Origin of the sequence: Actinoplanes sp. NPDC051411, from assembly GCF_040682075.1 — a bacterium.
Taxonomy (GTDB): Bacteria; Actinomycetota; Actinomycetes; order Mycobacteriales; family Micromonosporaceae; genus Actinoplanes.
In genome coordinates this window covers 1-21,579 of sequence record NZ_JBFBAD010000128.1, presented here as the reverse complement: position 1 = coordinate 21,579, position 21,579 = coordinate 1, and the positions used below count along the sequence as shown (strand labels likewise).

The 21,579-nt window shown below is 71.4% G+C and carries 24 protein-coding genes; 14 read left to right on the top strand and 10 right to left on the bottom strand.

Annotation, left to right across the window (positions count from 1 at the left end):
• Positions 1-33: 33 nt before the first annotated feature.
• Entirely contained in the window at positions 34-1,620 is a 1,587-nt protein-coding gene (locus AB0M88_RS43170; protein ID WP_364112263.1) for a GGDEF domain-containing protein, read from the bottom strand.
• 163 nt (positions 1,621-1,783) lie between these two features.
• On the bottom strand, positions 1,784-2,431 hold the full coding sequence (locus AB0M88_RS43165) for a dienelactone hydrolase family protein (protein ID WP_364112261.1): 648 nt from the start codon (positions 2,429-2,431) through the stop codon (positions 1,784-1,786).
• 153 nt (positions 2,432-2,584) lie between these two features.
• Between AB0M88_RS43165 and AB0M88_RS43160 the strand changes: the two genes are divergently transcribed.
• Positions 2,585-3,442 (top strand): helix-turn-helix transcriptional regulator, encoded by an 858-nt coding sequence (locus AB0M88_RS43160; RefSeq protein WP_364112259.1) that lies wholly within the window; start codon positions 2,585-2,587, stop codon positions 3,440-3,442.
• On the opposite strand, the gene AB0M88_RS43155 is transcribed toward AB0M88_RS43160, so the two are convergent.
• Positions 3,426-4,661, bottom strand: coding sequence for an endo-1,4-beta-xylanase (locus AB0M88_RS43155; RefSeq protein WP_364112257.1), 1,236 nt, complete (start codon positions 4,659-4,661; stop codon positions 3,426-3,428). The two genes, AB0M88_RS43160 and AB0M88_RS43155, sit on opposite strands and share 17 nt — an antisense overlap.
• Before the next feature lie 147 nt (positions 4,662-4,808).
• On the opposite strand from AB0M88_RS43155, the gene AB0M88_RS43150 reads away from it, so the two are divergent.
• The 8 genes from AB0M88_RS43150 (at position 4,809) to AB0M88_RS43115 (ending at position 12,588) form a co-directional block, all read left to right on the top strand.
• Positions 4,809-5,849 (top strand): LacI family DNA-binding transcriptional regulator, encoded by a 1,041-nt coding sequence (locus tag AB0M88_RS43150; protein WP_364112255.1) that lies wholly within the window; start codon positions 4,809-4,811, stop codon positions 5,847-5,849.
• Between the two features lie 304 nt (positions 5,850-6,153).
• Entirely contained in the window at positions 6,154-7,515 is a 1,362-nt protein-coding gene (locus tag AB0M88_RS43145; RefSeq protein ID WP_364112253.1) for an ABC transporter substrate-binding protein, read from the top strand.
• On the top strand, positions 7,512-8,435 hold the full coding sequence (locus AB0M88_RS43140; protein ID WP_364112251.1) for a sugar ABC transporter permease: 924 nt from the start codon (positions 7,512-7,514) through the stop codon (positions 8,433-8,435). The genes AB0M88_RS43145 and AB0M88_RS43140 overlap by 4 nt, the downstream gene beginning before the upstream one ends.
• Positions 8,435-9,223, top strand: a complete 789-nt coding sequence (locus AB0M88_RS43135; RefSeq protein WP_364112249.1) for a carbohydrate ABC transporter permease — start codon at positions 8,435-8,437, stop codon at positions 9,221-9,223. Before AB0M88_RS43140 ends, AB0M88_RS43135 begins: the two co-directional genes overlap by 1 nt.
• 10 nt (positions 9,224-9,233) lie before the next feature.
• Entirely contained in the window at positions 9,234-9,593 is a 360-nt protein-coding gene (locus AB0M88_RS43130; protein ID WP_364112247.1) for a tautomerase family protein, read from the top strand.
• Positions 9,594-9,605: 12 nt separating this feature from the next.
• On the top strand, positions 9,606-10,658 hold the full coding sequence (locus tag AB0M88_RS43125; RefSeq protein ID WP_364112245.1) for an NAD-dependent epimerase/dehydratase family protein: 1,053 nt from the start codon (positions 9,606-9,608) through the stop codon (positions 10,656-10,658).
• The gene (locus AB0M88_RS43120) at positions 10,655-11,608 is read left to right on the top strand and encodes an aldo/keto reductase (protein WP_364112243.1); all 954 of its coding nucleotides are present in this window, start codon (positions 10,655-10,657) and stop codon (positions 11,606-11,608) included. The genes AB0M88_RS43125 and AB0M88_RS43120 overlap by 4 nt, the downstream gene beginning before the upstream one ends.
• The gene (locus AB0M88_RS43115; protein WP_364112241.1) at positions 11,608-12,588 is read left to right on the top strand and encodes a Gfo/Idh/MocA family oxidoreductase; all 981 of its coding nucleotides are present in this window, start codon (positions 11,608-11,610) and stop codon (positions 12,586-12,588) included. The genes AB0M88_RS43120 and AB0M88_RS43115 overlap by 1 nt, the downstream gene beginning before the upstream one ends.
• On the opposite strand, the gene AB0M88_RS43110 is transcribed toward AB0M88_RS43115, so the two are convergent.
• Both AB0M88_RS43110 and AB0M88_RS43105 read right to left on the bottom strand, forming a co-directional pair.
• Complete coding sequence (locus AB0M88_RS43110; protein WP_364112239.1) at positions 12,585-13,232, bottom strand: TMEM175 family protein; 648 nt, start codon at positions 13,230-13,232, stop codon at positions 12,585-12,587. The two genes, AB0M88_RS43115 and AB0M88_RS43110, sit on opposite strands and share 4 nt — an antisense overlap.
• 2 nt (positions 13,233-13,234) lie before the next feature.
• On the bottom strand, positions 13,235-13,828 hold the full coding sequence (locus AB0M88_RS43105) for a TetR family transcriptional regulator (RefSeq protein WP_364112237.1): 594 nt from the start codon (positions 13,826-13,828) through the stop codon (positions 13,235-13,237).
• 96 nt (positions 13,829-13,924) lie between these two features.
• On the opposite strand from AB0M88_RS43105, the gene AB0M88_RS43100 reads away from it, so the two are divergent.
• Positions 13,925-15,325 carry an FAD-dependent monooxygenase gene (locus tag AB0M88_RS43100; protein ID WP_364112235.1) on the top strand — a complete coding sequence of 467 codons (1,401 nt, stop codon included), beginning with the start codon at positions 13,925-13,927 and terminating at the stop codon, positions 15,323-15,325.
• A gap of 144 nt (positions 15,326-15,469) precedes the next feature.
• Here the strand turns inward: AB0M88_RS43100 and AB0M88_RS43095 are convergent, their stop codons facing one another.
• The gene (locus AB0M88_RS43095) at positions 15,470-16,111 is read right to left on the bottom strand and encodes a helix-turn-helix domain-containing protein (protein ID WP_364112233.1); all 642 of its coding nucleotides are present in this window, start codon (positions 16,109-16,111) and stop codon (positions 15,470-15,472) included.
• A gap of 88 nt (positions 16,112-16,199) precedes the next feature.
• Here AB0M88_RS43095 and AB0M88_RS43090 point away from each other — a divergent pair, with 88 nt between their 5' ends.
• A complete protein-coding gene (locus tag AB0M88_RS43090) occupies positions 16,200-16,763 on the top strand; it encodes a TIGR03086 family metal-binding protein (protein ID WP_364112231.1) in 564 nt (187 codons plus the stop codon).
• Positions 16,764-16,785: 22 nt separating this feature from the next.
• Here the strand turns inward: AB0M88_RS43090 and AB0M88_RS43085 are convergent, their stop codons facing one another.
• Both AB0M88_RS43085 and AB0M88_RS43080 read right to left on the bottom strand, forming a co-directional pair.
• Positions 16,786-17,070: a transcriptional regulator gene (locus AB0M88_RS43085; RefSeq protein ID WP_364112229.1), complete on the bottom strand. Its 285-nt coding sequence runs from the start codon at positions 17,068-17,070 to the stop codon at positions 16,786-16,788.
• A complete protein-coding gene (locus tag AB0M88_RS43080) occupies positions 17,067-17,684 on the bottom strand; it encodes a hypothetical protein (RefSeq protein WP_364112227.1) in 618 nt (205 codons plus the stop codon). The genes AB0M88_RS43085 and AB0M88_RS43080 overlap by 4 nt, the downstream gene beginning before the upstream one ends.
• Positions 17,685-17,803: 119 nt before the next feature.
• Between AB0M88_RS43080 and AB0M88_RS43075 the strand changes: the two genes are divergently transcribed.
• Together AB0M88_RS43075 and AB0M88_RS43070 are read left to right on the top strand one after the other, a co-directional pair.
• Positions 17,804-18,466, top strand: coding sequence for a helix-turn-helix domain-containing protein (locus tag AB0M88_RS43075; RefSeq protein WP_364112225.1), 663 nt, complete (start codon positions 17,804-17,806; stop codon positions 18,464-18,466).
• A complete protein-coding gene (locus tag AB0M88_RS43070; protein ID WP_364112223.1) occupies positions 18,463-19,737 on the top strand; it encodes an alpha/beta hydrolase in 1,275 nt (424 codons plus the stop codon). The genes AB0M88_RS43075 and AB0M88_RS43070 overlap by 4 nt, the downstream gene beginning before the upstream one ends.
• 3 nt (positions 19,738-19,740) lie before the next feature.
• On the opposite strand, the gene AB0M88_RS43065 is transcribed toward AB0M88_RS43070, so the two are convergent.
• A complete protein-coding gene (locus AB0M88_RS43065) occupies positions 19,741-20,496 on the bottom strand; it encodes a glucose 1-dehydrogenase (RefSeq protein WP_364112221.1) in 756 nt (251 codons plus the stop codon).
• Between the two features lie 94 nt (positions 20,497-20,590).
• Between AB0M88_RS43065 and AB0M88_RS43060 the strand changes: the two genes are divergently transcribed.
• Positions 20,591-21,211: a TetR/AcrR family transcriptional regulator gene (locus tag AB0M88_RS43060; protein ID WP_364112219.1), complete on the top strand. Its 621-nt coding sequence runs from the start codon at positions 20,591-20,593 to the stop codon at positions 21,209-21,211.
• A gap of 142 nt (positions 21,212-21,353) precedes the next feature.
• Here the strand turns inward: AB0M88_RS43060 and AB0M88_RS43055 are convergent.
• Positions 21,354-21,579, bottom strand: a 226-nt coding sequence (locus AB0M88_RS43055; protein WP_364112217.1) for a hypothetical protein, incomplete at its 5' end; no start/stop codon positions are given.

Sequence of the window (21,579 nt, the reverse complement as noted above, 5' to 3'; positions counted from 1 at the left end):
AACGACGGCGCGGTGGCGGACGGGGTCCGGGGGTCAGGCGGCGCGGTCGGCCCGGCCGCGCGGGGGCAGGCCGATCACGCGGTTGCGGCCCGCGTTTTTCGCCTGGTAGAGGCGCAGGTCGGCGAGTGCGAGCAGGTCCGGGCCGGACGCCACTCCGATGCTCACCGTGACCTTCAGCCCGGCCGCGAGGGTGGACCAGGGGAACTCCTCGACCGTGCGGCGGATGCGCTCCGCCGCCTCCATGGCCTCGGCCTCGGTGACGTCGCGGAACAGGACGGCGAACTCCTCGCCGCCGTAGCGGGCCGCGATGTCGCCGGTGCGGCAGCCCGCGCGCAGCAGCGCCGCCAGCCTGCGCAGCACCTCGTCGCCGGCCTGGTGCGAGTGCTGGTCGTTGACGTGTTTGAAGTGGTCCACGTCGATCAGCGCGATGGTGTGGCCGGCCGGTCCGGTGGCCAGCTCGTCGTCGAGGCGGCGGCGGTTGGCCAGGCCGGTCAGCGGGTCTTCGAGGCTGATCCGCAGCAGGCCGTCGGCGCGCAGCCGTTCGTGTTCGGCGGTGGCCTTGGCCAGCTCGGTCTCCATCCGGACGGCCGCCACCCGGGCGTTGCGCTGCGCCGTCTCCGACGCCACCTGGCAGTAGAGCTGATGGAACCTCTTGTGGGCGGCGAGCGCGGCGCCGAGGTCGCCGTTCTTCTCGTACGCCTCGGCCAGGTGCTCGGCCGCGGTCAGCGCCGCGCCTTTGCTCTCGGCCAGCTCCAGTGCCCGGGCGAAGACCGTGACCGCCTCGTCGTACCGGGCGAGCGCGAGGTGGATCTGCCCGCGCGTGTCGAGGTGGTGGGTGATCGTGTAGGTCGAGTCGCGGGCCGGGTCGATCTCCCACGAGTCGAGCAGGCGCAGGGCCTCGTCGGCCTGCCCGGCGAACGCGAGCTCCTCGGCGAGGTTGGCCACCGCGGCCGCCTCGTTGCGCCGGTGGCCGAGCCGGCGGCCGATCAGCATCGCGGCCCGGGAACGTTCGGCGGCGTCCCGGGCGATCGCCTGGGCGCCCTGCTCGTCGCCGCCCGCGCGGGCCGCCCAGGCGAGCGCGGTCACCGCGCACGCCCCGGTGTCGAGCATGACGCCCTGGGCCAGTTCGTCGCCGACCAGCCGGGCCATCTCGGCGCCGCGCTCGCACAGCTGCACCACCAGGTCGAACTGCTGCATCACCAGGTAGACGTTGGCGACGGTGGCCAGCACCGGGATGACCGCTTCCAGGTCGCCGCCCGCCTCGGCCAGGGTCAGGGCGGCCGTGCTCTCCTCGAGCGCCTCGGAGGTCTCGCCGATGGCCAGCAGCACCCGCGCCACCTCGCTGCGGGCGCGGCCCTCGGTCGCCGGGTCGGCGCCGGCCCGGGCCAGCTCGGCCGCCTCCTGGGCGGCGGCGAGCGCGTCGACGTATTCGTCGCGCAGGCGGCAGCACATCGCGATGATCGAGAGGGCTTCCGCGCGGGCGGCCGGGTCGCCGGCGGCGGCCGTGGCGAGCTGGCGGGCGCCTTCGGGGTCGGACACGGCGAGCCGATCCCGGCTGAGGCGGATGAGGTGCGCGGGCGTGGCGCTCCCGGCCGATGGTGCGTCGAACCCGCTCGACATGCGCTGCTCCGGCTGACGACGGATGCGACCTGACAAGTAAACCATCGGCCGGTGGGCAGGCGGGTTGAGGGATCCGGCCGGGCCGCCCGATCATGGACCGGTTCAAACAGGGCAAACGCGAACATCGCCGGCCCGGTCGCCATGGTCGCGGAGTTGTGCTGATTCAGCGAGCGAACGCGGCGGCCAGGAAGGCGGCGGCCGCCGCGAAGGAGCGCTGGTCGGCGGCCGCGTCGTAGGCGACGCCCGGAACGTCGCCGGGCCGGGCGTGGGTGTGGGTGAAGCCGTGCTGGGCGCCGCCGTACATATGCAGCTGCCAGTCCGCGCCGGCCGCCTCCATCTCGTCTGAGAACGCGCTGACCTGCGAGAACGGTACATGCGGGTCGGACGCGCCGTGGCAGACCAGCAGGCGGGCCGAGATCGAACCGGGCCGGGCGGGCGAAACGGTGCTCAGGGTGCCGTGGATGCTCACGGCGGCGGCGATCGGAGAACCCTGGCGGGCCATGGTCAGCGCGGCCAGACCGCCGAAGCAGTAGCCGACGGCGGCCAGCGGCGCGTCCGGGCCGGCGTGGGAGCGCAGCACGGACAGTCCGGCACCCGCGCGCCGGGCCAGTAGCACCGGATCGTCTCGCAAACGGGTCAACTCGGTTATCACCCGCTGCCGGTCGCCGGCCACGCCGTCGTCGAACATGTCGCACGCGTGCACCGCGTAGCCCAGCGAAGCCCACCGCGCGGCCTGAGCCCGGGCGTGGTCGTCGAGGCCGGCGCCACCGTGAATGACGAGGATGCCGGCAGGTGCGGTTGAAAACGTCATGTGGCCACGCTACATCGCAATGTACCTACCATACCGGCTCCACATTTCTTCCGCGACCACATCCGGCTATCGATCGCGCAACGGAAAAGGCGGGCCCCGGGAGGTACTGGCAGGCCCTCCCGGGGCGGCGGCCGGGCGCAGTAGCGTCGGGGCATGGACCACCGCGCCGAGATCCGGGACTTTCTGACCACGCGCCGGGCCCGGATCAAGCCGGAGGAGGCCGGGCTGCCGGCGTTCGGGGGCAGCCGCCGGGTGCCGGGGCTGCGCCGCGAGGAGGCGGCGATGCTGGCCGGGGTCAGCGTCGACTACTACATCCGGCTCGAGCGCGGCAACCTGTCCGGGGTCTCCGACAGCGTTCTCGAGTCGCTGGCCCGGGCCCTGCGGCTCGACGAGGCCGAGCGCGACCACCTCTACGACCTGGCCCGCCAGGCCAGCCACGGCCGGCGCGCCCGCGGGGGACCGGCCGCGCGGATCCGGCCCCAGGTGCAGCACCTGCTCGACGCGATGACCGACGCGCCGGCCTATGTGCGCAACGGCCGGCTCGATGTGCTCGCCTCCAACCATCTCTGGCGGGCGGTGTTCGCGCCGATCACCCGGAGCCCGACCGGCCGCCCCAACATGGCGCGCTCCCTCTTCCTCGACCCGGCGTCGCGCGAGTTCTACCGGGACTGGGAACGCATTGCCGAGGACATCGTCGCGCTCCTGCGGGGCGAGGCCGGGCGCCATCCGTACGATCGGGAGCTCACCGACCTGGTCGGTGAGCTCACCACGCGCAGCGACCAGTTCCGCACCTGGTGGGCCTCGCACAACGTGCGCCAGCACCGCGCCGGGGTGAAGCGCCTGCACCATCCGCTGGTCGGCGACCTGACGCTGGCCTACGAGTCGATGGAGCTGACCGCCGATCCGGGCCTGCGGCTCAACGCCTACAGCGCCGAGCCGGGCACCCCGGACCGGGACGCGCTCAACCTGATCGCGAGCTGGGCCGCGACCGAGGTCAGCCCGGGAGCATGACCGTCGCCTCGGTCTGGCCGCGGCGGAGGGTGAACGCCTCGCCGTCGGCCGCGTAGTCGCCGAAGAAGCCGCGAACGGTGACGGTGCCGGCGGGTCCGGTGCGCATCGGGGTCGGGGGCAGCCACCACTCGCCCTTGATCAGGTCGGCCAGTGCGGCGTACGAGGGCTTGCGCGAGCCGTCGGCTCGCAGGAAGCCGACCGGTGCGCCCAGCCAGGCACCGTCATCCGTGATTCCCCAGTAGTTGATCGACTGGACCGCGGGATGGCCGACGAGTGAGCGGTAGTGCCGGACGATCTCCGACGCCTGCCGCTCTTCGCCCTCGGGTGTCGAGGGCCAGGACGGGATCTGGTAGTCGTTGAGGTCCTGGATCTCGGGCGGCATGAGGTGGCCGGAGAGCAGCGTCGTCTCGGTCATGTGCAGCGGCAGGCCGTAGCGGGCGAAGCGGTCGAGCATCTTGGCCATGTATTCCTCGCCGCGGTAGCCCTGGTGCATGTGGGTCTGCAGGCCGATGGCGTCGATCTGGATGCCGGCCTCCAGCACGCCCTCGATCAGGCACTCGTAGGCCGAGCTGAGGTCGAAGTCGTTGAGCACCAGGGTGGCCGCCGGGTTGGCCTCGCGGGCCTCCTCGAACGCCATCCGGACCATCGCGATGCGGCCGCGGTCCCAGGCCAGCGGCGTGATCGCGTTGTCGCCGTTGGCGAACACCGGCATGATCACGGCCTCGTTGATCGCGTCCCAGAGGTCGATCGTGCCGGCGAACCCGGTGACCAGGTCGCGGATGCGCTCGCGGGTCAGGCGCTCGACCTCGTCGAGCTCGAGGCCGAGCAGCCAGTCCGGTTGCACCGTGTGCCAGAGCAGCGGGTGCCCCTTGACCGTGACGCCCTTTTCGGCGAGCCATTTCGCGGTCGCTTTGAGGCGGCCCTCGTCGGGCTTGCCGCGCTCCGGCTCGTAGCCGCCCCAGTAGAAGGGGAGGGTCGCGGTGTTGAACAGGCCCAGCCAGGCGTCGGCCAGGTCGTCGAGCTTCGCGCGGGAGTCGCCGCCGAAGACGCCGTTGGGGCCTTCGCCGCCGACCAGGCCGACGAAGTCGAAGCCGATGTTGCCGAACGCGAAGTCGTGCCGCTGCTGGGCGACGGTGACCACGCGGTCGGTGAGCGGTCGCCGGTCGGGTCCGAGGACGGTGAGGGTGATCTCGCCGGTTCGATGCTGCATGTCAGCCATGCCCTTATCCTCTCGCGCGGCTGCTTCGGCCCAGAAACTTTTCGCGCTTAATTGCGAAAGTGTCGTGGGGAACGGCAGCATAGGTCTGGCCGCGAGGGCCGGTCAACAGGGATCGGACGGACGCGGCAGCACAGATAGGGTGATGCGATGCCCACCGAGGACGCCTCCCGTTCCCGCGCGACCCTTTCCGAGGTCGCCTCCCAGGCCGACGTCTCGGTGTCGACCGTCTCCAAGGTGCTCAACGGCCGGGCCGGCGTCTCGGACGAGACCCGCGCGCGCATCGAGGCCCTGCTGCAGGACAAGCGCTACCAGCAGCGCAACCCGAAACGCCAGGTCGCGCCGCTTCTCGATGTGCTCTGCTACGAGGTCGACAGCCCGTTCGGCAGCGAGGCGCTGGCCAGCATCGAGCAGTCGGCCCGGCAGCGGCGGCTGGGCATGGTGCTGACCGGCGCGACCGAGCGCGCCACGCCCTATCCGCACTGGGTCGACGACGTGCTGCGCCGCCAGCCGGTCGGGGTGGTGCTGATCGCGTGCCGCCTCTCGGCCGACGACAAGCAGCGGCTGCGCTCGCGCAACATCCCGCTGGTCGTCATCGACCCGGCCGGCACCCCGGCGCCCGACGTGCCGTCCATCGGCTCGGCCGACTGGAACGGCGGCTACCAGGCCACCCGGCACCTGATCGACCTCGGCCACACCCGCATCGGCATCATCACCGGCCCGACCGACATGCTGGCCTCGACCGCGCGGCTGTCCGGCTACCGGGCCGCGCTGGAGTCGGCCGGCCTGGGCAACGACCCGTCGCTGATCCGGCCCGGCCGGTTCCATCACGCCGACGGCCTCGAGCAGGGCCGGGCGCTGCTCGCGCTCGACGACCGGCCGACCGCGATCTTCGCGTCCAGCGACCTGTACGCCCTGGGCGTCTACGAGGCCGCCCGCTCGTTCGGCCTGACCATCCCCGGTGACCTGTCGGTCGTGGGCTACGACGACCTGAGCATCGCCCAGTGGGCCGGCCCGCCGCTGACCACCGTGCACGTGCCCCTGGTGGCGATGGCCGAGCAGGCCGTGCACCTGGTGATGCGGCTGAACGACGAGCCCGAGCTGGCGTTCAGCCGGATCGACCTCGACACGACCCTGGTCGTGCGGGGGAGCAGTGCGGCGCTCACGCCGGTGTCGTCGAAGTCCGCGTAACGAAATATTTCTTCGAGATCACGAAACCTTGACGCGCAAGTTGCGCGCGACCTAGTGTCGTCGGCACAGGTTTCACCGGCCGCTCAGGCGGTCGTCGAAGAAGGCGAGCAGCCGCCGAGGTCGGGCGGCAGTGGTCCGAAGCGGCGATCACCGGCGGCGCGTGCGCTCCGCACGCCTATCGGTCCCGGCCTACCGAAATCCTGGCCGGCCTCCAGCTATCTCCGCCCCGCCCGAAATACCACGAAATATCCCCCTTGCTGTCCTCGAGAGTGGAGAGAGTTCCATGCTCTTTCGCCTGAAGCCGATGAAACCGTTGAAGTCGTTAGCCGCCGTCGCGGCGGCCACCCTGGCCGTCACCGGCCTGGCCGCCTGCGGGGGAGGATCCGGCAGCACCAAGGACGCCTCGAGCGCGACCTCCGGCACCGTGAACTGGTGGGGCTGGACGCCGACCGACACCGCGACCGCCAACGGATACATCGCCGCGTTCAACAAGCAGTATCCGAACATCAAGGTCAACTACAAGCTGGTCAACATCTCGGACTGGGTCGCCGCGCTGCGCCCGGCGCTCGCCTCGGGCAAGGGCCCGGACATCTTCGACATGCAGCCCGGTGCGTACGTCACCCAGTTCAAGTCGTTCGCCGAGGACCAGACCCAGCTCGCCTCGTCCGCCCTGGGCGCCGACTGGAAGACCAAGATCGCCCCGATCGGGATCAGCGGCCTGAGCGCCGACGGCAAGCTCACCGCGATGTCGGTCGGCTCGGTCTACGCCGGCATGCTGTGGATCAACGGCGACATCTTCAAGAAGTACAACCTGCAGCCGCCGACCAACCTCACCGAGTGGCAGCACGTGTGCTCGGTGCTCAAGCAGAACAAGGTCGGCTGCTTCGTGCAGGGCGCGGCCCAGGAGGGCTTCGACCAGGACACCCTGCAGTCGATCGCCAACTCGGTGCAGCCCGGCCTCTGGACCAAGGTCTCGCAGGGTGAGGCCAAATGGACCGACCCGGGCATCGTGAAGACCTTCTCGATCTGGAAGCAGCTGTTCGACAGCGGCATCATGCAGTCCGGCGCGGTGGGCTACCAGCAGTACCCGGACGCCAACAACGACTTCCTGACCGGCAAGTACGGCATGGTCATGATGGGCACCTGGTACACCCAGTACGCCACCGGCAAGGCGATGACCGCCGCGCTCTCGGCGGCCGGGGTCAGCGGCGCCAAGCCGTTCCCGATCATCCCCGTCGCGTTCCCGGACGTGGCCGGCGCCGGCAACACCAGCGAGATGTACGGCGACGCCGACTTCGGCCTCGCCATCTCGACCAAGACGCAGGCCAAGGCGGCGGCCGAGACGTTCGTGAAGTGGATGGCCACCTCCAAGGAGGGTCAGCAGTCGATCGCCGACCAGCTCAACGACCTGCCCTCGCTGCAGGGCGTGACGCCGAACTTCGACCAGATCGCGCTCGTCGACGCGGCGAGCCAGAAGGACCCGGTCCAGCAGCTGATCACCAAGGCGGGGTCGATCACCGAGCCGCGCGAGGCGCTGCTCAGCTCGGACGTACAGGACGGCATCCTCGCGACAGCGACGAGTGTGGCGACCGGTAAGGCCAGCCCCGAGGACGCGACCAAGACCCTGCAGCAGGCCGCGGAGGCGGCGGGAGTGACCTTCAAATGACGCAGACGCTGACCCGGGAAACGGCGCGGGCCCCCCGTGCCGCGGCCCGAAAGGGCCCCCGCCGGCCCCCGGGTCTGCCCTGGATCCTGCCGGCCCTGGTTCTCACCGTCGGGCTGATCTACTACGGGATCGGGTACACGGGGTACATCTCGACGCTCAACTGGGACGGCATCAGCCCGGGGCCGGAAAGCGTCGGAGCGCACAACTACACCCGGATCTTCCACGACCCGGTGTTCTGGGAAGCGGTCCGGCACACGGTGATCTTCTTCGTGGTCACGTTCGTGATCCAGACGATCCTGGGCCTGGTGTTCGCGGTCATCCTGCACGCCCGGCTGCGGCTGGCCGCGATCTACAAGGTGATCGTGTTCGTGCCGGTGGTGCTGGCCCCGGCCATCATGGCCCCGGTCTTCCGGCACATGTTCGCCCCGGACGGCGAGCTCAACGCGGTGCTCCACCACATCGGGCTGGGCAGCCTGGCCCAGCCGTGGATCGGGCAGACCAGCACCGCGCTCCCGGTGATCATGTTCATCACGATCTGGGAGTGGACCGGCGTCACGTTCGTCCTCTACTACGCGGCGATGACCCAGATCGACCCGTCGGTGCTCGAGGCGGCCCGGATGGACGGGGCCGGCAACCTCCGCACCCTGGTCAGCATCATCTGGCCGGACCTGCGGGGCACCACGGTCGCGCTGGCCATGCTCGGGGCGATCGGGGCACTCAAGACGTTCGACGTGCCCTACCTGGTGACGATCGGCGGCCCGAACTACGCCACCGAGTTCCTCGGCACCTACATCTACCGCATGACGATCCCGCTCAGTCACGTCGGCTACGGCGCCGCGCTCTCGATCATCCTGCTCGTGGTCGCGCTGATCATGGCGCTGGTGCTGCAGCTCGCGGGCCGGGAACGGAAGGGCCGCTGATGTTCGAGATCCGTACGCGTACCGGGAAGATCCTGCTCCAGCTGGGCGCCACGATCCTGATCATTCCGTACCTGTTCCCGCTGATCGTGATGGTCAAGGGGGCGTTCGCCGGTCAGGGCGCGCACAACTTCGTCGCGGTGCTCCAGGTGCCCGGCTTCGGGCGGTTCTTCGTCAACAGCATCATCGTGTCGGCATCGGTCATCGTGCTGGTCTACGTGGTCACCATGATGGCCGCGTTCGGCTTCGCCAAGCTGCACATCCGGTTCCGTGAGGTCTACTTCTGGCTGCTCCTGGCCTGTCTCACGCTGCCCGAGGTGGTGCTGCTGGCCCCGCTGTTCGCGACCGACACCAAGCTCGGCCTGTACGACACGTACTGGGCGGTCATCCTGCCGCTGGCCGCGCTCCAGGTGCCGTTCGCGGTGCTGCTGACCCGCAACTTCATCAACAGCCTGCCGGACGAACTGTTCGAGGCGGCCCGGGTCGACGGGGCCAACTCGTACCGCGGTTTCGTCCACCTGGTCATCCCGCTGACCCGGCCGATCGCCGCCGCGGTGCTCATCTTCACCCTGGTCGCATCCTGGAACGACTACCTGATGCCGCTGGTCTTCCTGCAGTCGCCGGACCTCCAGACGATCACGCTCGTCCCGCAGTTCTTCGTCGGCGAGTTCAGCAACGACCAGACCAAGATCCTGGCGTCGGCGGTGATCACGGCGATCCCCGAGATCGTCGCGTACCTCAGCCTGCAGCGCCTCTTCGAGCGCGGCCTCTCGGCCGGCGCCATCAAGTGAAAGGCTTTTCATGCCGCTGATTCAGGTGGACCTCGCCCGGGACACGTACGACAAGCACCACGAGGCGATCGGCGACGCGATCCACGACGCGCAGATCGCGGCCCTGGGCATCCCGGCCGACGACCGCTTCCAGATCTTCTCGCCCCACGACGGCGGCGAGCTCAGGTTCGACCCCGGCTACAACGGCGTCGACCGGCGGAACCTGCTGGTCATCCGGGTCGTCGCGGTCCACATGTATCCCGTGTCGACCAAGCAGCAGTTCTTCAAGGCCGTGGTCGAACGCCTGGAGCCGCTGGGAATCCGGCCCGAGGACGTGCTGATCTCGTTGACCGAGAACGGCTTCGAAGACTGGTACGCCGGAAAGCTCTGAGGGGAAAACTTCATGCTCCACGAAGACTCCGCGCCGCTGCGGGTGCTCTACCTCGGCGGCACGGGCACGATCAGCGCGTCCTGCGTCCGGTTGACGGCCGAAACCGGCATGTCGACGACCGTACTGAATCGGGGCCGTAATGAAGGCGGCCGTGAGCTGCCCGCCCACGTCGAGTCGCTGACCGCCGATGTCGCCGACGAGGCGTCCCTCGAAGCGGCGCTGGGCGACCGGGAGTTCGACGCTGTCGTCAACTTCCTCTCGTTCGACGCGGCCGACGCCCGGCGCAAGGTGGCCTTCTTCGGGCCCCGCACCCGGCAGTACGTGCACATCAGCTCCGCCTCGATCTTCGCCAAGCCGGTGCGCCAGGTCCCGATCGTCGAGTCGACGCCGACCGGCCCGAATCCGCCGCTGCCCTACGCGACGGCCAAGTGGGAGGCTGAGCAGGCTCTTTCCCGCGAGGAGAATGTCACGATCGTGCGGCCGTCACACACCTACGACGACGCCAACCCGCCGCTGCCCGGCGGCTGGACCGTGATCGACCGGATGCTGCGCGGCGAGGAGATCCCGGTGCACGGCGACGGCACCTCGCTCTGGACGCTCACCCACGCCGAGGACTTCGCCCAGGGCCTGGTCGGGCTGCTCGGCAACCCGCGGGCGCTCGGCGAGACCTTCAACATCACCGGCTCCGACGTCTACACGTGGGATCAGATCTACACGATCGTCGCGGCGGCGTTCGGGGTTCAGCCCCGGCTGGTGCACGTCGCGTCGGAGATGTTTCCGCTCGTCGCGCCGGACTGGTTCTGGTCGGGGGAGACGGTCGGCGACATCGGGCACAGCGCCGTCTTCGACACCACCAAGATCCGTACGTTCGTGCCCGGTTTCGCGCCCCGGCTGACCTTCCACCGGGCCGCGGCCCGGATGGTCGCGTGGCGGCGCGACCACCCGTCGCTCGTGCAGGCCGACCCGTCGACCGACGCCGTGCTCAGCCGGATCGTCGCGGCGTACCACGCCGCCCGTGAGATCTTCACCGCCGGTGCCCCGGCGGATGTCAGGCTGGCGTCATGACCTCTCTCGGTTCCACCGGTCTCGCCATCTCTCCGCTCTGCGTGGGCACCAGCCCGCTGGCCAGCATGCCCGGCCTCTACGGCTATGCGGTCAGCGAGCAGCGTGCGGTCGACACGGTCAACGCGGTGCTCGACAGCGGCACGATCACGTTCATCGACACCTCCAACGGCTACGGCGCCGGCGGTTCGGCCGAGAAGCGGATCGGGCTCGCACTGCGGGGGCGGGGCGGGCTGCCGCGGGGGGCGGTGCTGGCGACCAAGGTCGATCCCGATCCGCACACCGGGGACTTCTCCGGCGCCCGGGTGCGGAAATCCCTGGAGGAGAGCCTGGAGCGGCTGGGGTTGCCGAGCGTGCAGCTGTTGCACCTGCACGACCCCGAGCGGATCAGTTTCTCCGACGCGACGGCGCCGGGCGGGCCGGTCGAGACGCTCGCCGCGCTCAAGGCCGAAGGTCTCGCCGAGCACCTCGGCGTGGCCGGCGGCCCGGTCGCTCTGATGCAGCAGTACCTCGACACCGGCGTCTTCGAGGTCGTGCTCACCCACAACCGCTACACGCTGCTCGACCGGTCGGCCCTGTCCCTTTTCCAAGCGGCGCACGCGCGGGGGATCGGGGTGCTCAACGCCGCCCCCTACGGCGGCGGCATGCTGGTCAAGGGACCGGAAACCCAGCAGAAGTACGCGTACGGCGAGCGCGACGACCGCATCGCCGCCGCGGCGGTCAAAATGCGCAACGCCTGTGCCCACGCCGGGGTGCCGCTGGCCGCCGCCGCGCTGCAGTTCTCGCTGAAGGCGCCGTTCGTCGACTCCACCGTCGTCGGCCTCTCCTCGCCGGCCCGCGTCGCGGAGACCCTCGAGCTGGCCCGCCTCAAGATTCCCCCGTCGCTGTGGGACGAGCTGGAGGACTTGGTACCGTCGCCGTCGCTCTGGCTCGACCCACCGAAGGGCTCCTGATGACCACGAAGATCGGCCTCCTGGGCGGCGCCGGCATCGCCGGCGCCGCCGTCCTGCTGCCGGTGCGCCGCCGCGACGACGTGGTGGTCGCGGCGGTTGCCTCCCGTTCCGCTTCCCAGGAGTACGCGTCGAGGCACGGCATCCCCACCGCCTACTCCCGTTACGAGGAGCTGCTCGCCGACCCGTCTCTCGACCTGATCTACAACGCGCTGCCGCCGTCGATGCACGCGCAATGGACGATCGCGGCCCTGGAAGCGGGCAAGGACGTCCTGTGCGAGAAGCCGTTCACCATGAACGCGGCCGAGGCCCGGCGCGTGATCGAGGCGGCGTCGTCCACCGGCAAGCGGGTCATCGAGGCGTTCCACGACCACTACCACCCGCTGAGCGCGTGGATCCGCCAGGTGGTCGCCGACGGGGTTCTCGGCCCGATCCGCAGCGCCTCGGCGGTCTTCGACGGCTCCAACCCGTACCTCCCGGGCACCCTGCGGCATGAGCCGGACCTCGGTGGCGGAGCCCTGATGGACCTGGGCTGCTATCCGGTGCACTGGCTGCGGTCGTTGTTCCCCGGCACGCCGGCGGTGATCTCGGCCGCGGCCGACCGGAATCCGTCCGGGGCCGACATCTCGATGCGGGCCGAGCTGGTCTTCCCCGGTGACGTGACCGCGGTGGTGTCGGCCAGCATGGTCGAGGGCGTGACCCTGAAGTCGGACCTGGTCCTGGTCGGCGACAACGGCACGCTGACCGTCGACAACATCGTCTTCCCGTCGGCCGGGCACAGCATCCGCCTCGAACTCGACGGCGTGCCGTTCGTGTCGACGGTCGCCGGCAACACGACCTATGACCACCAGCTCGCGGCGGTGCTGGACGGGCTGGCGAGCGGCACCGCGCTGCCGACCGAGGGCCAGGACCCGGTCGGCAACATGGCCGTCATCGACGCGATCTACGCGGCGGCCGGCTTCGACCGCTCGGCCTGGTTCTAGCCCTTCCTCCGCCGGGCGAGGCCCATCCCGATCAGCCGGCCGAAGTAGCCGTTCAAGGCCCAGAGGGCGAACGCCCAGTGGGTGCGGTAGGCGATCGGGATGGAGATCAGGAAGACGATCGCCATCGCCAGCGACCGGGTGATGCCGCGGTTGAAGGTGCCGGGCGGCACCTCGGCCGCGGTGAGGTGGTCGCGGCGGATGGTCACGATGATGGCGACGAAGGCGAGCTGCGAGGCCGCCTGGATGCCGGCGTAGAGGGTGAAGGCCATCGGGAACGCGGTCTCGTCGCCGACCAGGACCCGGGTGGCGAACGGGGTCACCACGATCGTGAGCAGCCAGGCCATGTTGATCCCGGCCACCCGGCGGTGGACGCGCTGAACGTAGCGGTACAGCCAGTGGTGGGCGAACCAGGCGTTGGCGATCACGATGAAACTGATCAGGAACGCCAGGTAGTCGCCGAAGTCGCCGCGGAAGCTCTCCCACGCCTTGGCCGTGGTCGCGCCGTCGGGGACCGGCAGCTCCAGGGCCAGCAGCGTGATCGCGATCGCGATCACGGCGTCGGAGAAGAAGACAAGCCGCTCGGTGGCGATCTTGTTGCCCTCTTCCTCGACCTCGGCCGGGATGGCCGGTGTCTCGGCACTCATCGTCACTCCTTGCTGTCCGCCGCAGGCGGTGAAACCTTACCGGTCAGGTAGTGCTGCAGTACCGGCGACAGCCACCCCGCGAGTTCGTCCGGCGTCAATGCGACCACAGGCGGCAACTCGAGGACGTAGCGGGTGAGGGCGAGGCCGAGCATCTGGGTCGACAGCATCCCGGCCCGTTGCGAGGCGAGCGCGGGGTCGGACTCGATCTGGGCGACCAGCGGCGCGACCTGGCCGGCGAAGATGGTGCGCATCCGCTCGGCCGCGAAGTCCTGGGTCGTGGCCACCCGGAGCAGGGCGATCAGGGTGTCGTTCCGCTCCCAGCGCTCGACCAGATGGTGGGCGACCAGCCGGCCCCACGACGAGGGCGGGACCGCGGTCAGGTCGGGCAGTTCGAGCTCGAACGACGCCGCCGCCGCGAGCAGTTTCTCCTTGGATCCGTAATAGCGCATGACCATCGACGGGTCGATCCCGGCCTGGGCGGCGATCGCGCGGATGGTGGCCTTCGCGTACCCGTCGGCGGCGAAACGCTCCCGCGCCGCCGCGAGAATGGCGGCCTTTGTCCGATCGGAGCGCCGAGCCGGTACCTCAAGATCCATGCCAACAACTGTAGGCCAACACACGTTGACGTCAATCCCTCGACCGGCCTAACGTCAACAGGTGTTGGCAAACAACCGTTGGCAAAGGAGATCGACATGGACACCGATGTTCTGATCGTCGGGGCCGGACCCACCGGCTTGACGCTCGCCGGCGACCTCGCCCGGGCCGGCATCCGCTACCTGCTGCTGGAACGCCGCGCGGACACGCCGAACATGACGCGGGCGTTCGCGGTGCACGCGCGTACGTTGGAAGAGCTCGACGCCCGCGGCGTCGCCGACCCGCTCATCGCCACCGGGCAGCGGGTCGAAGGGGTGAGGCTCTTCGGCCAGGCCGACCTCGACCTGTCCGGGCTCCCGACCCGCTTTCCCTATGTGCTGATCACGCCGCAATATCAGACCGAGCGCGCGCTCGCCTCCCGCGACGGCGTGGTGGTCACGCCGGGCGCCGAGCTTTCCAAGATCACCCAGGACGGCGACGGCGTCACCGCCCACCTCGCCGACGGCCGGACGCTGCGGGCCCGTTACCTGGTCGGCGCCGACGGCGTGCACAGCGCCGTCCGGCAGTCGCTCGGCCTGCCCTTCCCCGGCAAGTCCGTGGTCCGCTCGCTCATGCTGGCCGACGTGCGGTTCACCGAGCCGCCGCCGTCGGTCCTGACCGTCAACGCGGCCGCCGGCGCCTTCGCCTTCATCGCCCCGTTCGGCGACGGATGGTACCGGGTCTTCGCCTGGAACGGCGACGACCGCCCCGACACCGACCCGGTCTCCCTGTCCGCCATCCGCGACACCGTGCGCCGGGTCAACGGCACCGACTTCGGCCTGCACGACCCGCGCTGGATGTCCCGCTTCCACTCCGACGAACGCCAGGCCCCCCACTACCGAGTGGGCCGGGTCTTCCTGGCCGGCGACGCCGCCCACTGCCACTCGCCGGCCGGCGGCATGGGCATGAACACCGGCATCCAGGACGCGGCCAACCTGGGCTGGAAGCTGGCCCTGGCGGTCCGCGGCCAGGCCGACGTGCTCGACACCTACGAGTCCGAGCGCTACCCGGTGGGCCGTCTCGTGCTGCGCACCTCGGGCGCGCTCGTGCGCCTGGCGGTGGTCCGCTCGGCGATGCAGCAGGCGTTGCGCACGACGGCGGCCCGGCTCGCGCTGGCGGTTCCCGCGGTCCGGCACCGCGGGACACGGACGGTCTCCGGCATCGGCATCGACTACGGACCGGTCACCCGGGTGCCCGACCGGCCCCTGGCCGACGGCCGCCGCCTCTACGAGGCCCTCCGCGACGGGCGCTTCCTCCTGGTCGGCACCCCTTCACTCGACCTGGGCGCCTGGTCCGACCGGCTCACCCGGGCTGCCGCGGCTTCCGCCGCCGATGAAGTTCTTCTCGTACGCCCGGACGGGTACGCCGCGTGGTCCGGCCCCGCGTCCGACGAGTCCGGCCTGCGGGCGGCCCTGACCCGCTGGTGCGGCAGCCCGGCCGGCTCAGTCGCCGCCCGTTGAGCCGTTCGCCCGCCCCCGGTTGCCGTCGCGCGTTCCGCGGGACCGGGCCGCTCGGTGGCGTTCCCGCGTCGGGTGGCCGGCCGCCTTCTTGTCTCTCGCTCTTCCGCGCGGACCGGCCGCTTGGTCAGCTGCCGGGTTTGCCGCCTAGTTTTCGGTGGCAGCGGGTCGCCAGCGGGCGGCCAGTTCGGCGGAGGTGGGCGGCGTGGACGGCAGGGCGCCGGTCGCGGCGGTGGCGCGGACGGCGTCGAGCAGCAGTGTCAGATAGCGGCCCCGCAGCGCGGCCGTGCGGGCGGGGTCGCCGAGCCGGATCGCGGTGATCTGCTCGAACAGCATCGGGACGTCGGCCGCCTCGAAGTCGGGGCGCAGCGCACCGGCGTCCCGGGCCCGCCGGAAGACCTCGTCGCCGAGCGCTCCCGCCCGCGCGGCCAGCTCGTGCAGCTCGGCGGTCGGCGTGAAGGTGCCGGCCAGGCGCACGGTCAGCGCGTGCACGTCGGATTCGACGATGCCGCGCACGTAACCGGCGAACGCCGCCCACGGGTCGCCGGTCTCGGCCAGCGCCGCCTCGGCGACCCCGGCGAACCGGCGGAGCCCGTCGGCGCAGAGGGTCTGCAGCAGCTGCTCCTTGCCGGCGTAGCGCCGATAGAGCGCCCCGACCCCGACTCCGGCCTCGGCGGCGACCGCGGACATCGGCGCCTCGGGGGTGCGGATGAACACCGTCCGGGCCGCGTCGAGGATCGCGCCGTCGTTGCGCGCCGCCTCGGCTTTCCGGCCGCTCAGCCCAGTCATGACGAGATCTTAGCTTGAACGGAACAGAGTATTCCGTTAGGCTCGGCTCTGGAACGGAACATTGTGTTCCGTTCCGAAAGGCGGAGCCATGCTGCACGAGGCACACGAGATGCTGCGGACCGTCGTCGCCGGAGTCGACGAGGACGCGTGGAAGTCGCCCACCCCCTGCGAGCAGTGGAACGTCGCCCAGGTGCTGCGCCACGCGGCCGGCGACCAGCTCGCCTACACCGCCGCGCTCACCGGAAGCGGCGGGCCGGCCGAAAATCCGTTCACGCCGTCCGCCGACCGCCCGGCCGGCCCCCGCGACTTCCTGGAGGCGGCGCTGACCAGCGTGACGGCCGCGTTCGCCACCATCAGCCCCGACGCGACGGAGGTCCCGTCGCCGCTGCCGCTGGGCCCGCTGCCCGCCGCGACCGTCCTCGGCGCGGCCGCGCTCGACGCCGCCGTCCACGCCTGGGACATCGCCGTCGCTACCGGCCGGCCCGATCCGCTGACGGCTAGCCTGGCCGCCCGGCTCATGCCGGCCGCCACCACCATCGCCGACCCGCTCCGCGGCTTCGCGTTCGCGCCCGCCCTGCCCGCGCGGCCGGGCGACGACGCGGCGGCCGCGCTGCTGCGCTACCTCGGCCGCGACCCCGGCTGGACGCGGTAGACGCCCGTCGTGCGCGGCCTGATCAGATGCGGTCGAGGATGGCGCGCAGGGCGGCTGTGTATTCGTCCAGCGCCTTCCGGCCGGTGGCGGTGAGGGCGACCGAGGTGCCGGCTCCGGTCTTCGACGAGAGCACGTAGCCGGCCGCCTCGAGCTTGCGCAGGTGGGTGATCAGGTTGCCCGGCGTGAGACCGAGGATCTGCTGGAGCCGCGGGAAGGACAGGGAGTCGCCGTCGCGCAGGGCGGCCAGCGTGACCATCGTCCGGAGGCGGACCGGGGCGTGGATGACCGGGTCGAGGTCGTCGGTCATGCAAGCCGGAGTGCCACGAAGCGCGCGGCCGCCTGAATGAGAAGGCCGGCGCAACCGGCCACGCCGAGCACGCCCCAGGCGCCGGCCGGGCCGAAGAAGGCGGCGACCGTGCCGATCACGACGGCGGCCAGGCCGACCGCGATGCCGCCCCGCTGGCCGCGACCGGCGGCGACCCCGGCCACCGCCGCGCCGACGACGACCCAGGGGCCGGCCGCGTCGAACACGCCGTGGACGATGTTGTCGCCGGCGCCGTTGGCCTGCAGGGCCGCGTTGAAGACGTAGACCGCGGCCCACGGGACGCCGATCACCAGCCCGGAGATGGCGTCCTCACGGCGGGAGCGGCCGGTGATGCCGTGGGTGGCCCGGCGATAGGTCGACATGCTCACCACGACCGAGGCCGCGAGGATGGTGTAGGCCCAGGCGGTCGCGGTGTCGGTGGGCCCGACATAGGGATGCTGGTCGCGCACGGAGAGCCAGAGTGTGCCGTAGATGGCGAGCACCACCACGGCCGAGAACAGGCCGACCAGCGGCGGACGCGGGTCGAAGCGGCGGCGGGCGTCACGCTCGATGCTGTCCAGCAGGTCGGCGGCCTCGCGAGGGTCGAAGGCGCTCATGATTGCCTCCCGTTTCTCGACTTTGTGCCGCAAAGTTACGCCGCTTTGCACTGCAAAGTCAACCAATATCAGTGTGGATAAAGTTATCGCGAACGATAATGGTCTGCTACGGTGCTTCCATGGCGTCGGCGGACCTCCTCCTGCACCCCGTCCGGCTGAGGATCGTGCAGGCGTTCCTCGGCGACCGGGCGCTCACCACCGGCACGCTGGCCGCCGAGCTCACCGACGTGCCCCCGGCCACGCTCTACCGGCACGTCGCCCGCCTGGTCGACGCCGGCGTCCTGGAGGTCGTCCACCAGGAGGCGGTCCGGGGCGCGGTCGAGCGCACATACGTGCTGCGGGCCAGTGCCGCGAAGATCAGCGCCGACCAGATCGCGGCCATGAGCGTCGACGACATGCGGCAGGCGTTCATGGCGTTCGTGGCCGGTCTGCTCGGCGACGTCGACCGCTACCTGGCCCGCGACGACGTCGACCCGATCCGCGACCAGGTGAGCTTCCGGCTCGGCGGCCTGTGGCTCGACGACGACGAGTTCGCGGCGCTGCTGGGTGACCTCATGCGCGTGTTCCAGCCGGCCCTCGCCAACCAGCCCCGCCCGGGCCGCCGGCGCCGCATCGTGGCAACCGTGCTCCTCCCCGGCGACGAGGCGGACGCGGCGCGGCCCGGGGGCGAGGCCGACGAGGGGCCGGCGCGGGCGGGCGGCGAGGCCGACGTCGGGCCGACCGGCGCCGACGAGGGCCCGGAGCCGACCGGGCGCCCGAACCGAGAATCGAGGAAGCGATGATGCCTGACCAGTCCACCGAAATCGGAACCAAGCTGGTCGACCTGCTGCGGGCCGGCCGGTTCGACGACATACGCGAGATGTTCGCGCCCAACCTCCGCCCGCTCGTGACCCCGGAGTCGCTGCGGGCCGCCTGGGAGGCCGAGATCGGCCGGCACGGCGCCGTCCGCAGTGTCGGCACGCCGGTCAGCGAGCCGGCCGGGGCCAATGACGCCACGCTCCTGCGGGTGCCGGTGACCTTCGAACGCGGCGCGGTGACGATCCTCGCCTCGGTCGCCGGCCCGGCCTGGGTGATCTCGCTCCAGATCGCCGCCGCCGACGCCGCGCAGCCCACGCAGCCGTGGCAGCCGCCCGCCTACGCCGATCCCTCGGCGCTTCAGGAGCGCGAGGTGACGGTCGGATCGGGTCCGCTCGCCGTCACCGGCGTCGTGACCCTGCCCGCCGGCCCCGGCCCCCACCCGGCGGTGGTCATGCTCAGCGGTTCGGGGGCGCACGACCGCGACGAGACGATCGGCCGCAACAAGCCGTTCAAGGACATCGCGTGGGGTCTGGCCGGCCGCGGCGTCGCGACCCTGCGGTACGACAAGGTCACCTACGCCCACCCCGGCCTGGTCGCCGGAGATCCCGACTTCACGGTCCAGGGCGAGTACGTCGACCACGCCGTCGCCGCCGTCGAGCTGCTCCGCGGGCACCCGTCCGTCGACCCCGCCCGGGTGTTCGTCCTCGGCCACAGCGAGGGCGGCACGCTCGCCCCGCGGGTCGCGGCGGCCGAACCGGCCGTCGCCGGGCTGGTCATCCTCGCCGGTGGCGCCCAGCCGCTGCAGTGGGCGGCGGTCCGTCAGTTCCGCTACCTCGCGTCCCTCGACCCGGCCACGGCCGCGGCGGCCGAGCCGCTCATCGAGACGGTCACCCGGCAGGCGCAGGCGGTGGACAGCCCGGCCCTGTCGGCCTCCACACCGGCGTCCGGCCTGCCGTTCGGCGTGCCCGCGTCCTACTGGCTCGACCTGCGCGACTACGACCCGGCCGCCGAGGCGGCGAAGCTCGGCCGGCCGATGCTGATCCTGCAGGGCGCCCGCGACTACCAGGTCACCGTGGCCGACGACCTGTCCCGCTGGCAGGCCGCCCTGGCCGGCCGGTCCGACGTCACGTTCCGCGTCTACGACGCCGACGACCACCTGTTCTTCTCCGGTGAGGGCCCGTCCACGCCGGCCGGGTACGAGCCGGCGCAGCACGTGGACCCCGCGGTGATCGCCGATATCGCCGCCTGGATCTGAGGGTCAGGCGGCGAAGAGCGGCCACCCGGCCATCAGGCCGCCGTCCAGGGTGAGGACCTGGCCGGTGATGTAGCGGGCCTGGTCGGACCCGAGGAACCGCACCGCGTCCGCGATCTCCTCGGGAGTGCCGGCCCGGCGCATCGGCACGACCGAGGTGACCGCGGCGCGGACCTCGTCGGCGCCGGTGACCCGCTCGTACATCGCGGTCTGGGTGAAGCCGGGCGCGACCGCGTTGACCCGGATGCCGAACGGCGCGCCCTCGAGCGCGACGCCCTTGGTGATGCCGATGATGGCGTGCTTGCTGCCGACGTAGAGCGACGAGTCGGGGAAGCCCATCAGCCCGTACGTCGAGCTGACGTTGACGATGCTGCCGCCGCCGGTCTCCTTCATGACCCGGAACTCGTGCTTGAGGCTGAGCAGCGTGCCGCGGACGTTGGTGTCGAAGACCCCGGCGTACGTCTCGTCGGTGACGCCGGTGACCGGGCCGGTGACCCCTTCGGTGCCGGCGTTGTTGAACGCCACGTCGAGGCGGCCGAAGCGCTCGACGGTGAAGTCGGCCAGGTCGCGCAGGTCGTCGTCGGAGCGCACGTCGGCCCGGAAGAACTCGGCCCGGCCGCCCAGCTCGTTCAGCTTCTTGACCAGCAGTTCGCCGGCCTCGGGGTGCCGGCCCGACACGACGACGTCGGCGCCACCCCGGGCGTACGCCACGGCGGTGGCCCGGCCGATGCCGGTGAGCGCGCCGGTGATGAGAACAGCCATTTCGAGTCTCCTCGTTGTTTTGGGATCGCTGACCCAAAAACTAGCAGGGATTCTGGGACTGTCAACCCAATCTTGCGGCGGCTAATCTGGGCCCGTGAGTACGACGACCCGGCTGACCCGCAAAGGCCAGGCCACGCGGGAGCGGATCCTCCAGGCGGCGGCCGACCTGATCCTGCGCAACGGCGTGGCCGGCACCCAGATCGACGACGTGCGCAAGGCGGCCGGGGTCAGCGGCTCCCAGATGACGCACTACTTCCACGACAAGCACCACCTGATCGCCGACGTGGTCGCCTGGCAGGCCCAGGCCAACCTCGACAACCACCGGCTGCCCGTGGTCGGCGGGCTCGACAGCTTCGCCTCACTGCGGGAGTGGGCACGACTGCTCCTGGAGCGGCAGGAGCAGCTGGCCTACGTGGGCGGCTGCATGTTCGGCTCGCTGGCCGGGCAGCTGGTCGAGTCCGACCCGGACATCCGGGCCGGCCTGGCCGACGGCTTCGAACGGCTTCTCGAGCTGTTCCGCGCCGGCCTGACGGCGATGCGCGAGCGCGGCGACCTGCGCGCCGACGCCGACCCGGAGCAGCTGGCCCTCGTGTTGGTGACCGCGATGCAGGGCGGCCTGCTGCTGACCCAGACGCTGCGCCGCCCCGACCCGCTGCGCAACGCCCTCGACGCGGCGATCACCCACGTGGAGACCTTCGCCCCGGCGCCGCGCTGAGCCGAGCGGCCGCGCTGAGCCGAGCGGCCGCGCTGAGCCGAGCGGCCGCGCTGCCCCGAGCGGCGACGCACTGACCGAAGCAGCGAGGCACTGACCGAAGCGGCGACGCGCTGGCCGGGCGCGGCGAGGCGCCGGCCGGCTTTCAGGCCGGTTCGGGAGCCGGGTGGCGGGTTCGGCGGAGGGTCAGGGCGGCCGCCGCGCCGAGCAGCGCCACGACGCCGGCCAGCGTGAAGGCGAGGACGGCCGAGGAGTGGCCGGCCGGGTAGAGCGGCAACCAGATCAGCGGTGCCACCGCGCCGCCCGCGAAACGGAACGCCGACACGACCGAGACCGCGCCGCCGCGGTTGCCCGGCACCTCGGCGGCGGCC

Coding starts and splice junctions, on each gene's coding strand:
- AB0M88_RS43170 (WP_364112263.1), bottom strand. CDS start 1,620: ATGTCGAGCGGGTTCGACGCACCATCGGCCGGGAGCGCCACGCCCGCG.
- AB0M88_RS43165 (WP_364112261.1), bottom strand. CDS start 2,431: ATGACGTTTTCAACCGCACCTGCCGGCATCCTCGTCATTCACGGTGGC.
- AB0M88_RS43160 (WP_364112259.1), top strand. CDS start 2,585: ATGGACCACCGCGCCGAGATCCGGGACTTTCTGACCACGCGCCGGGCC.
- AB0M88_RS43155 (WP_364112257.1), bottom strand. CDS start 4,661: ATGGCTGACATGCAGCATCGAACCGGCGAGATCACCCTCACCGTCCTC.
- AB0M88_RS43150 (WP_364112255.1), top strand. CDS start 4,809: ATGCCCACCGAGGACGCCTCCCGTTCCCGCGCGACCCTTTCCGAGGTC.
- AB0M88_RS43145 (WP_364112253.1), top strand. CDS start 6,154: ATGAAACCGTTGAAGTCGTTAGCCGCCGTCGCGGCGGCCACCCTGGCC.
- AB0M88_RS43140 (WP_364112251.1), top strand. CDS start 7,512: ATGACGCAGACGCTGACCCGGGAAACGGCGCGGGCCCCCCGTGCCGCG.
- AB0M88_RS43135 (WP_364112249.1), top strand. CDS start 8,435: ATGTTCGAGATCCGTACGCGTACCGGGAAGATCCTGCTCCAGCTGGGC.
- AB0M88_RS43130 (WP_364112247.1), top strand. CDS start 9,234: ATGCCGCTGATTCAGGTGGACCTCGCCCGGGACACGTACGACAAGCAC.
- AB0M88_RS43125 (WP_364112245.1), top strand. CDS start 9,606: ATGCTCCACGAAGACTCCGCGCCGCTGCGGGTGCTCTACCTCGGCGGC.
- AB0M88_RS43120 (WP_364112243.1), top strand. CDS start 10,655: ATGACCTCTCTCGGTTCCACCGGTCTCGCCATCTCTCCGCTCTGCGTG.
- AB0M88_RS43115 (WP_364112241.1), top strand. CDS start 11,608: ATGACCACGAAGATCGGCCTCCTGGGCGGCGCCGGCATCGCCGGCGCC.
- AB0M88_RS43110 (WP_364112239.1), bottom strand. CDS start 13,232: ATGAGTGCCGAGACACCGGCCATCCCGGCCGAGGTCGAGGAAGAGGGC.
- AB0M88_RS43105 (WP_364112237.1), bottom strand. CDS start 13,828: ATGGATCTTGAGGTACCGGCTCGGCGCTCCGATCGGACAAAGGCCGCC.
- AB0M88_RS43100 (WP_364112235.1), top strand. CDS start 13,925: ATGGACACCGATGTTCTGATCGTCGGGGCCGGACCCACCGGCTTGACG.
- AB0M88_RS43095 (WP_364112233.1), bottom strand. CDS start 16,111: ATGACTGGGCTGAGCGGCCGGAAAGCCGAGGCGGCGCGCAACGACGGC.
- AB0M88_RS43090 (WP_364112231.1), top strand. CDS start 16,200: ATGCTGCACGAGGCACACGAGATGCTGCGGACCGTCGTCGCCGGAGTC.
- AB0M88_RS43085 (WP_364112229.1), bottom strand. CDS start 17,070: ATGACCGACGACCTCGACCCGGTCATCCACGCCCCGGTCCGCCTCCGG.
- AB0M88_RS43080 (WP_364112227.1), bottom strand. CDS start 17,684: ATGAGCGCCTTCGACCCTCGCGAGGCCGCCGACCTGCTGGACAGCATC.
- AB0M88_RS43075 (WP_364112225.1), top strand. CDS start 17,804: ATGGCGTCGGCGGACCTCCTCCTGCACCCCGTCCGGCTGAGGATCGTG.
- AB0M88_RS43070 (WP_364112223.1), top strand. CDS start 18,463: ATGATGCCTGACCAGTCCACCGAAATCGGAACCAAGCTGGTCGACCTG.
- AB0M88_RS43065 (WP_364112221.1), bottom strand. CDS start 20,496: ATGGCTGTTCTCATCACCGGCGCGCTCACCGGCATCGGCCGGGCCACC.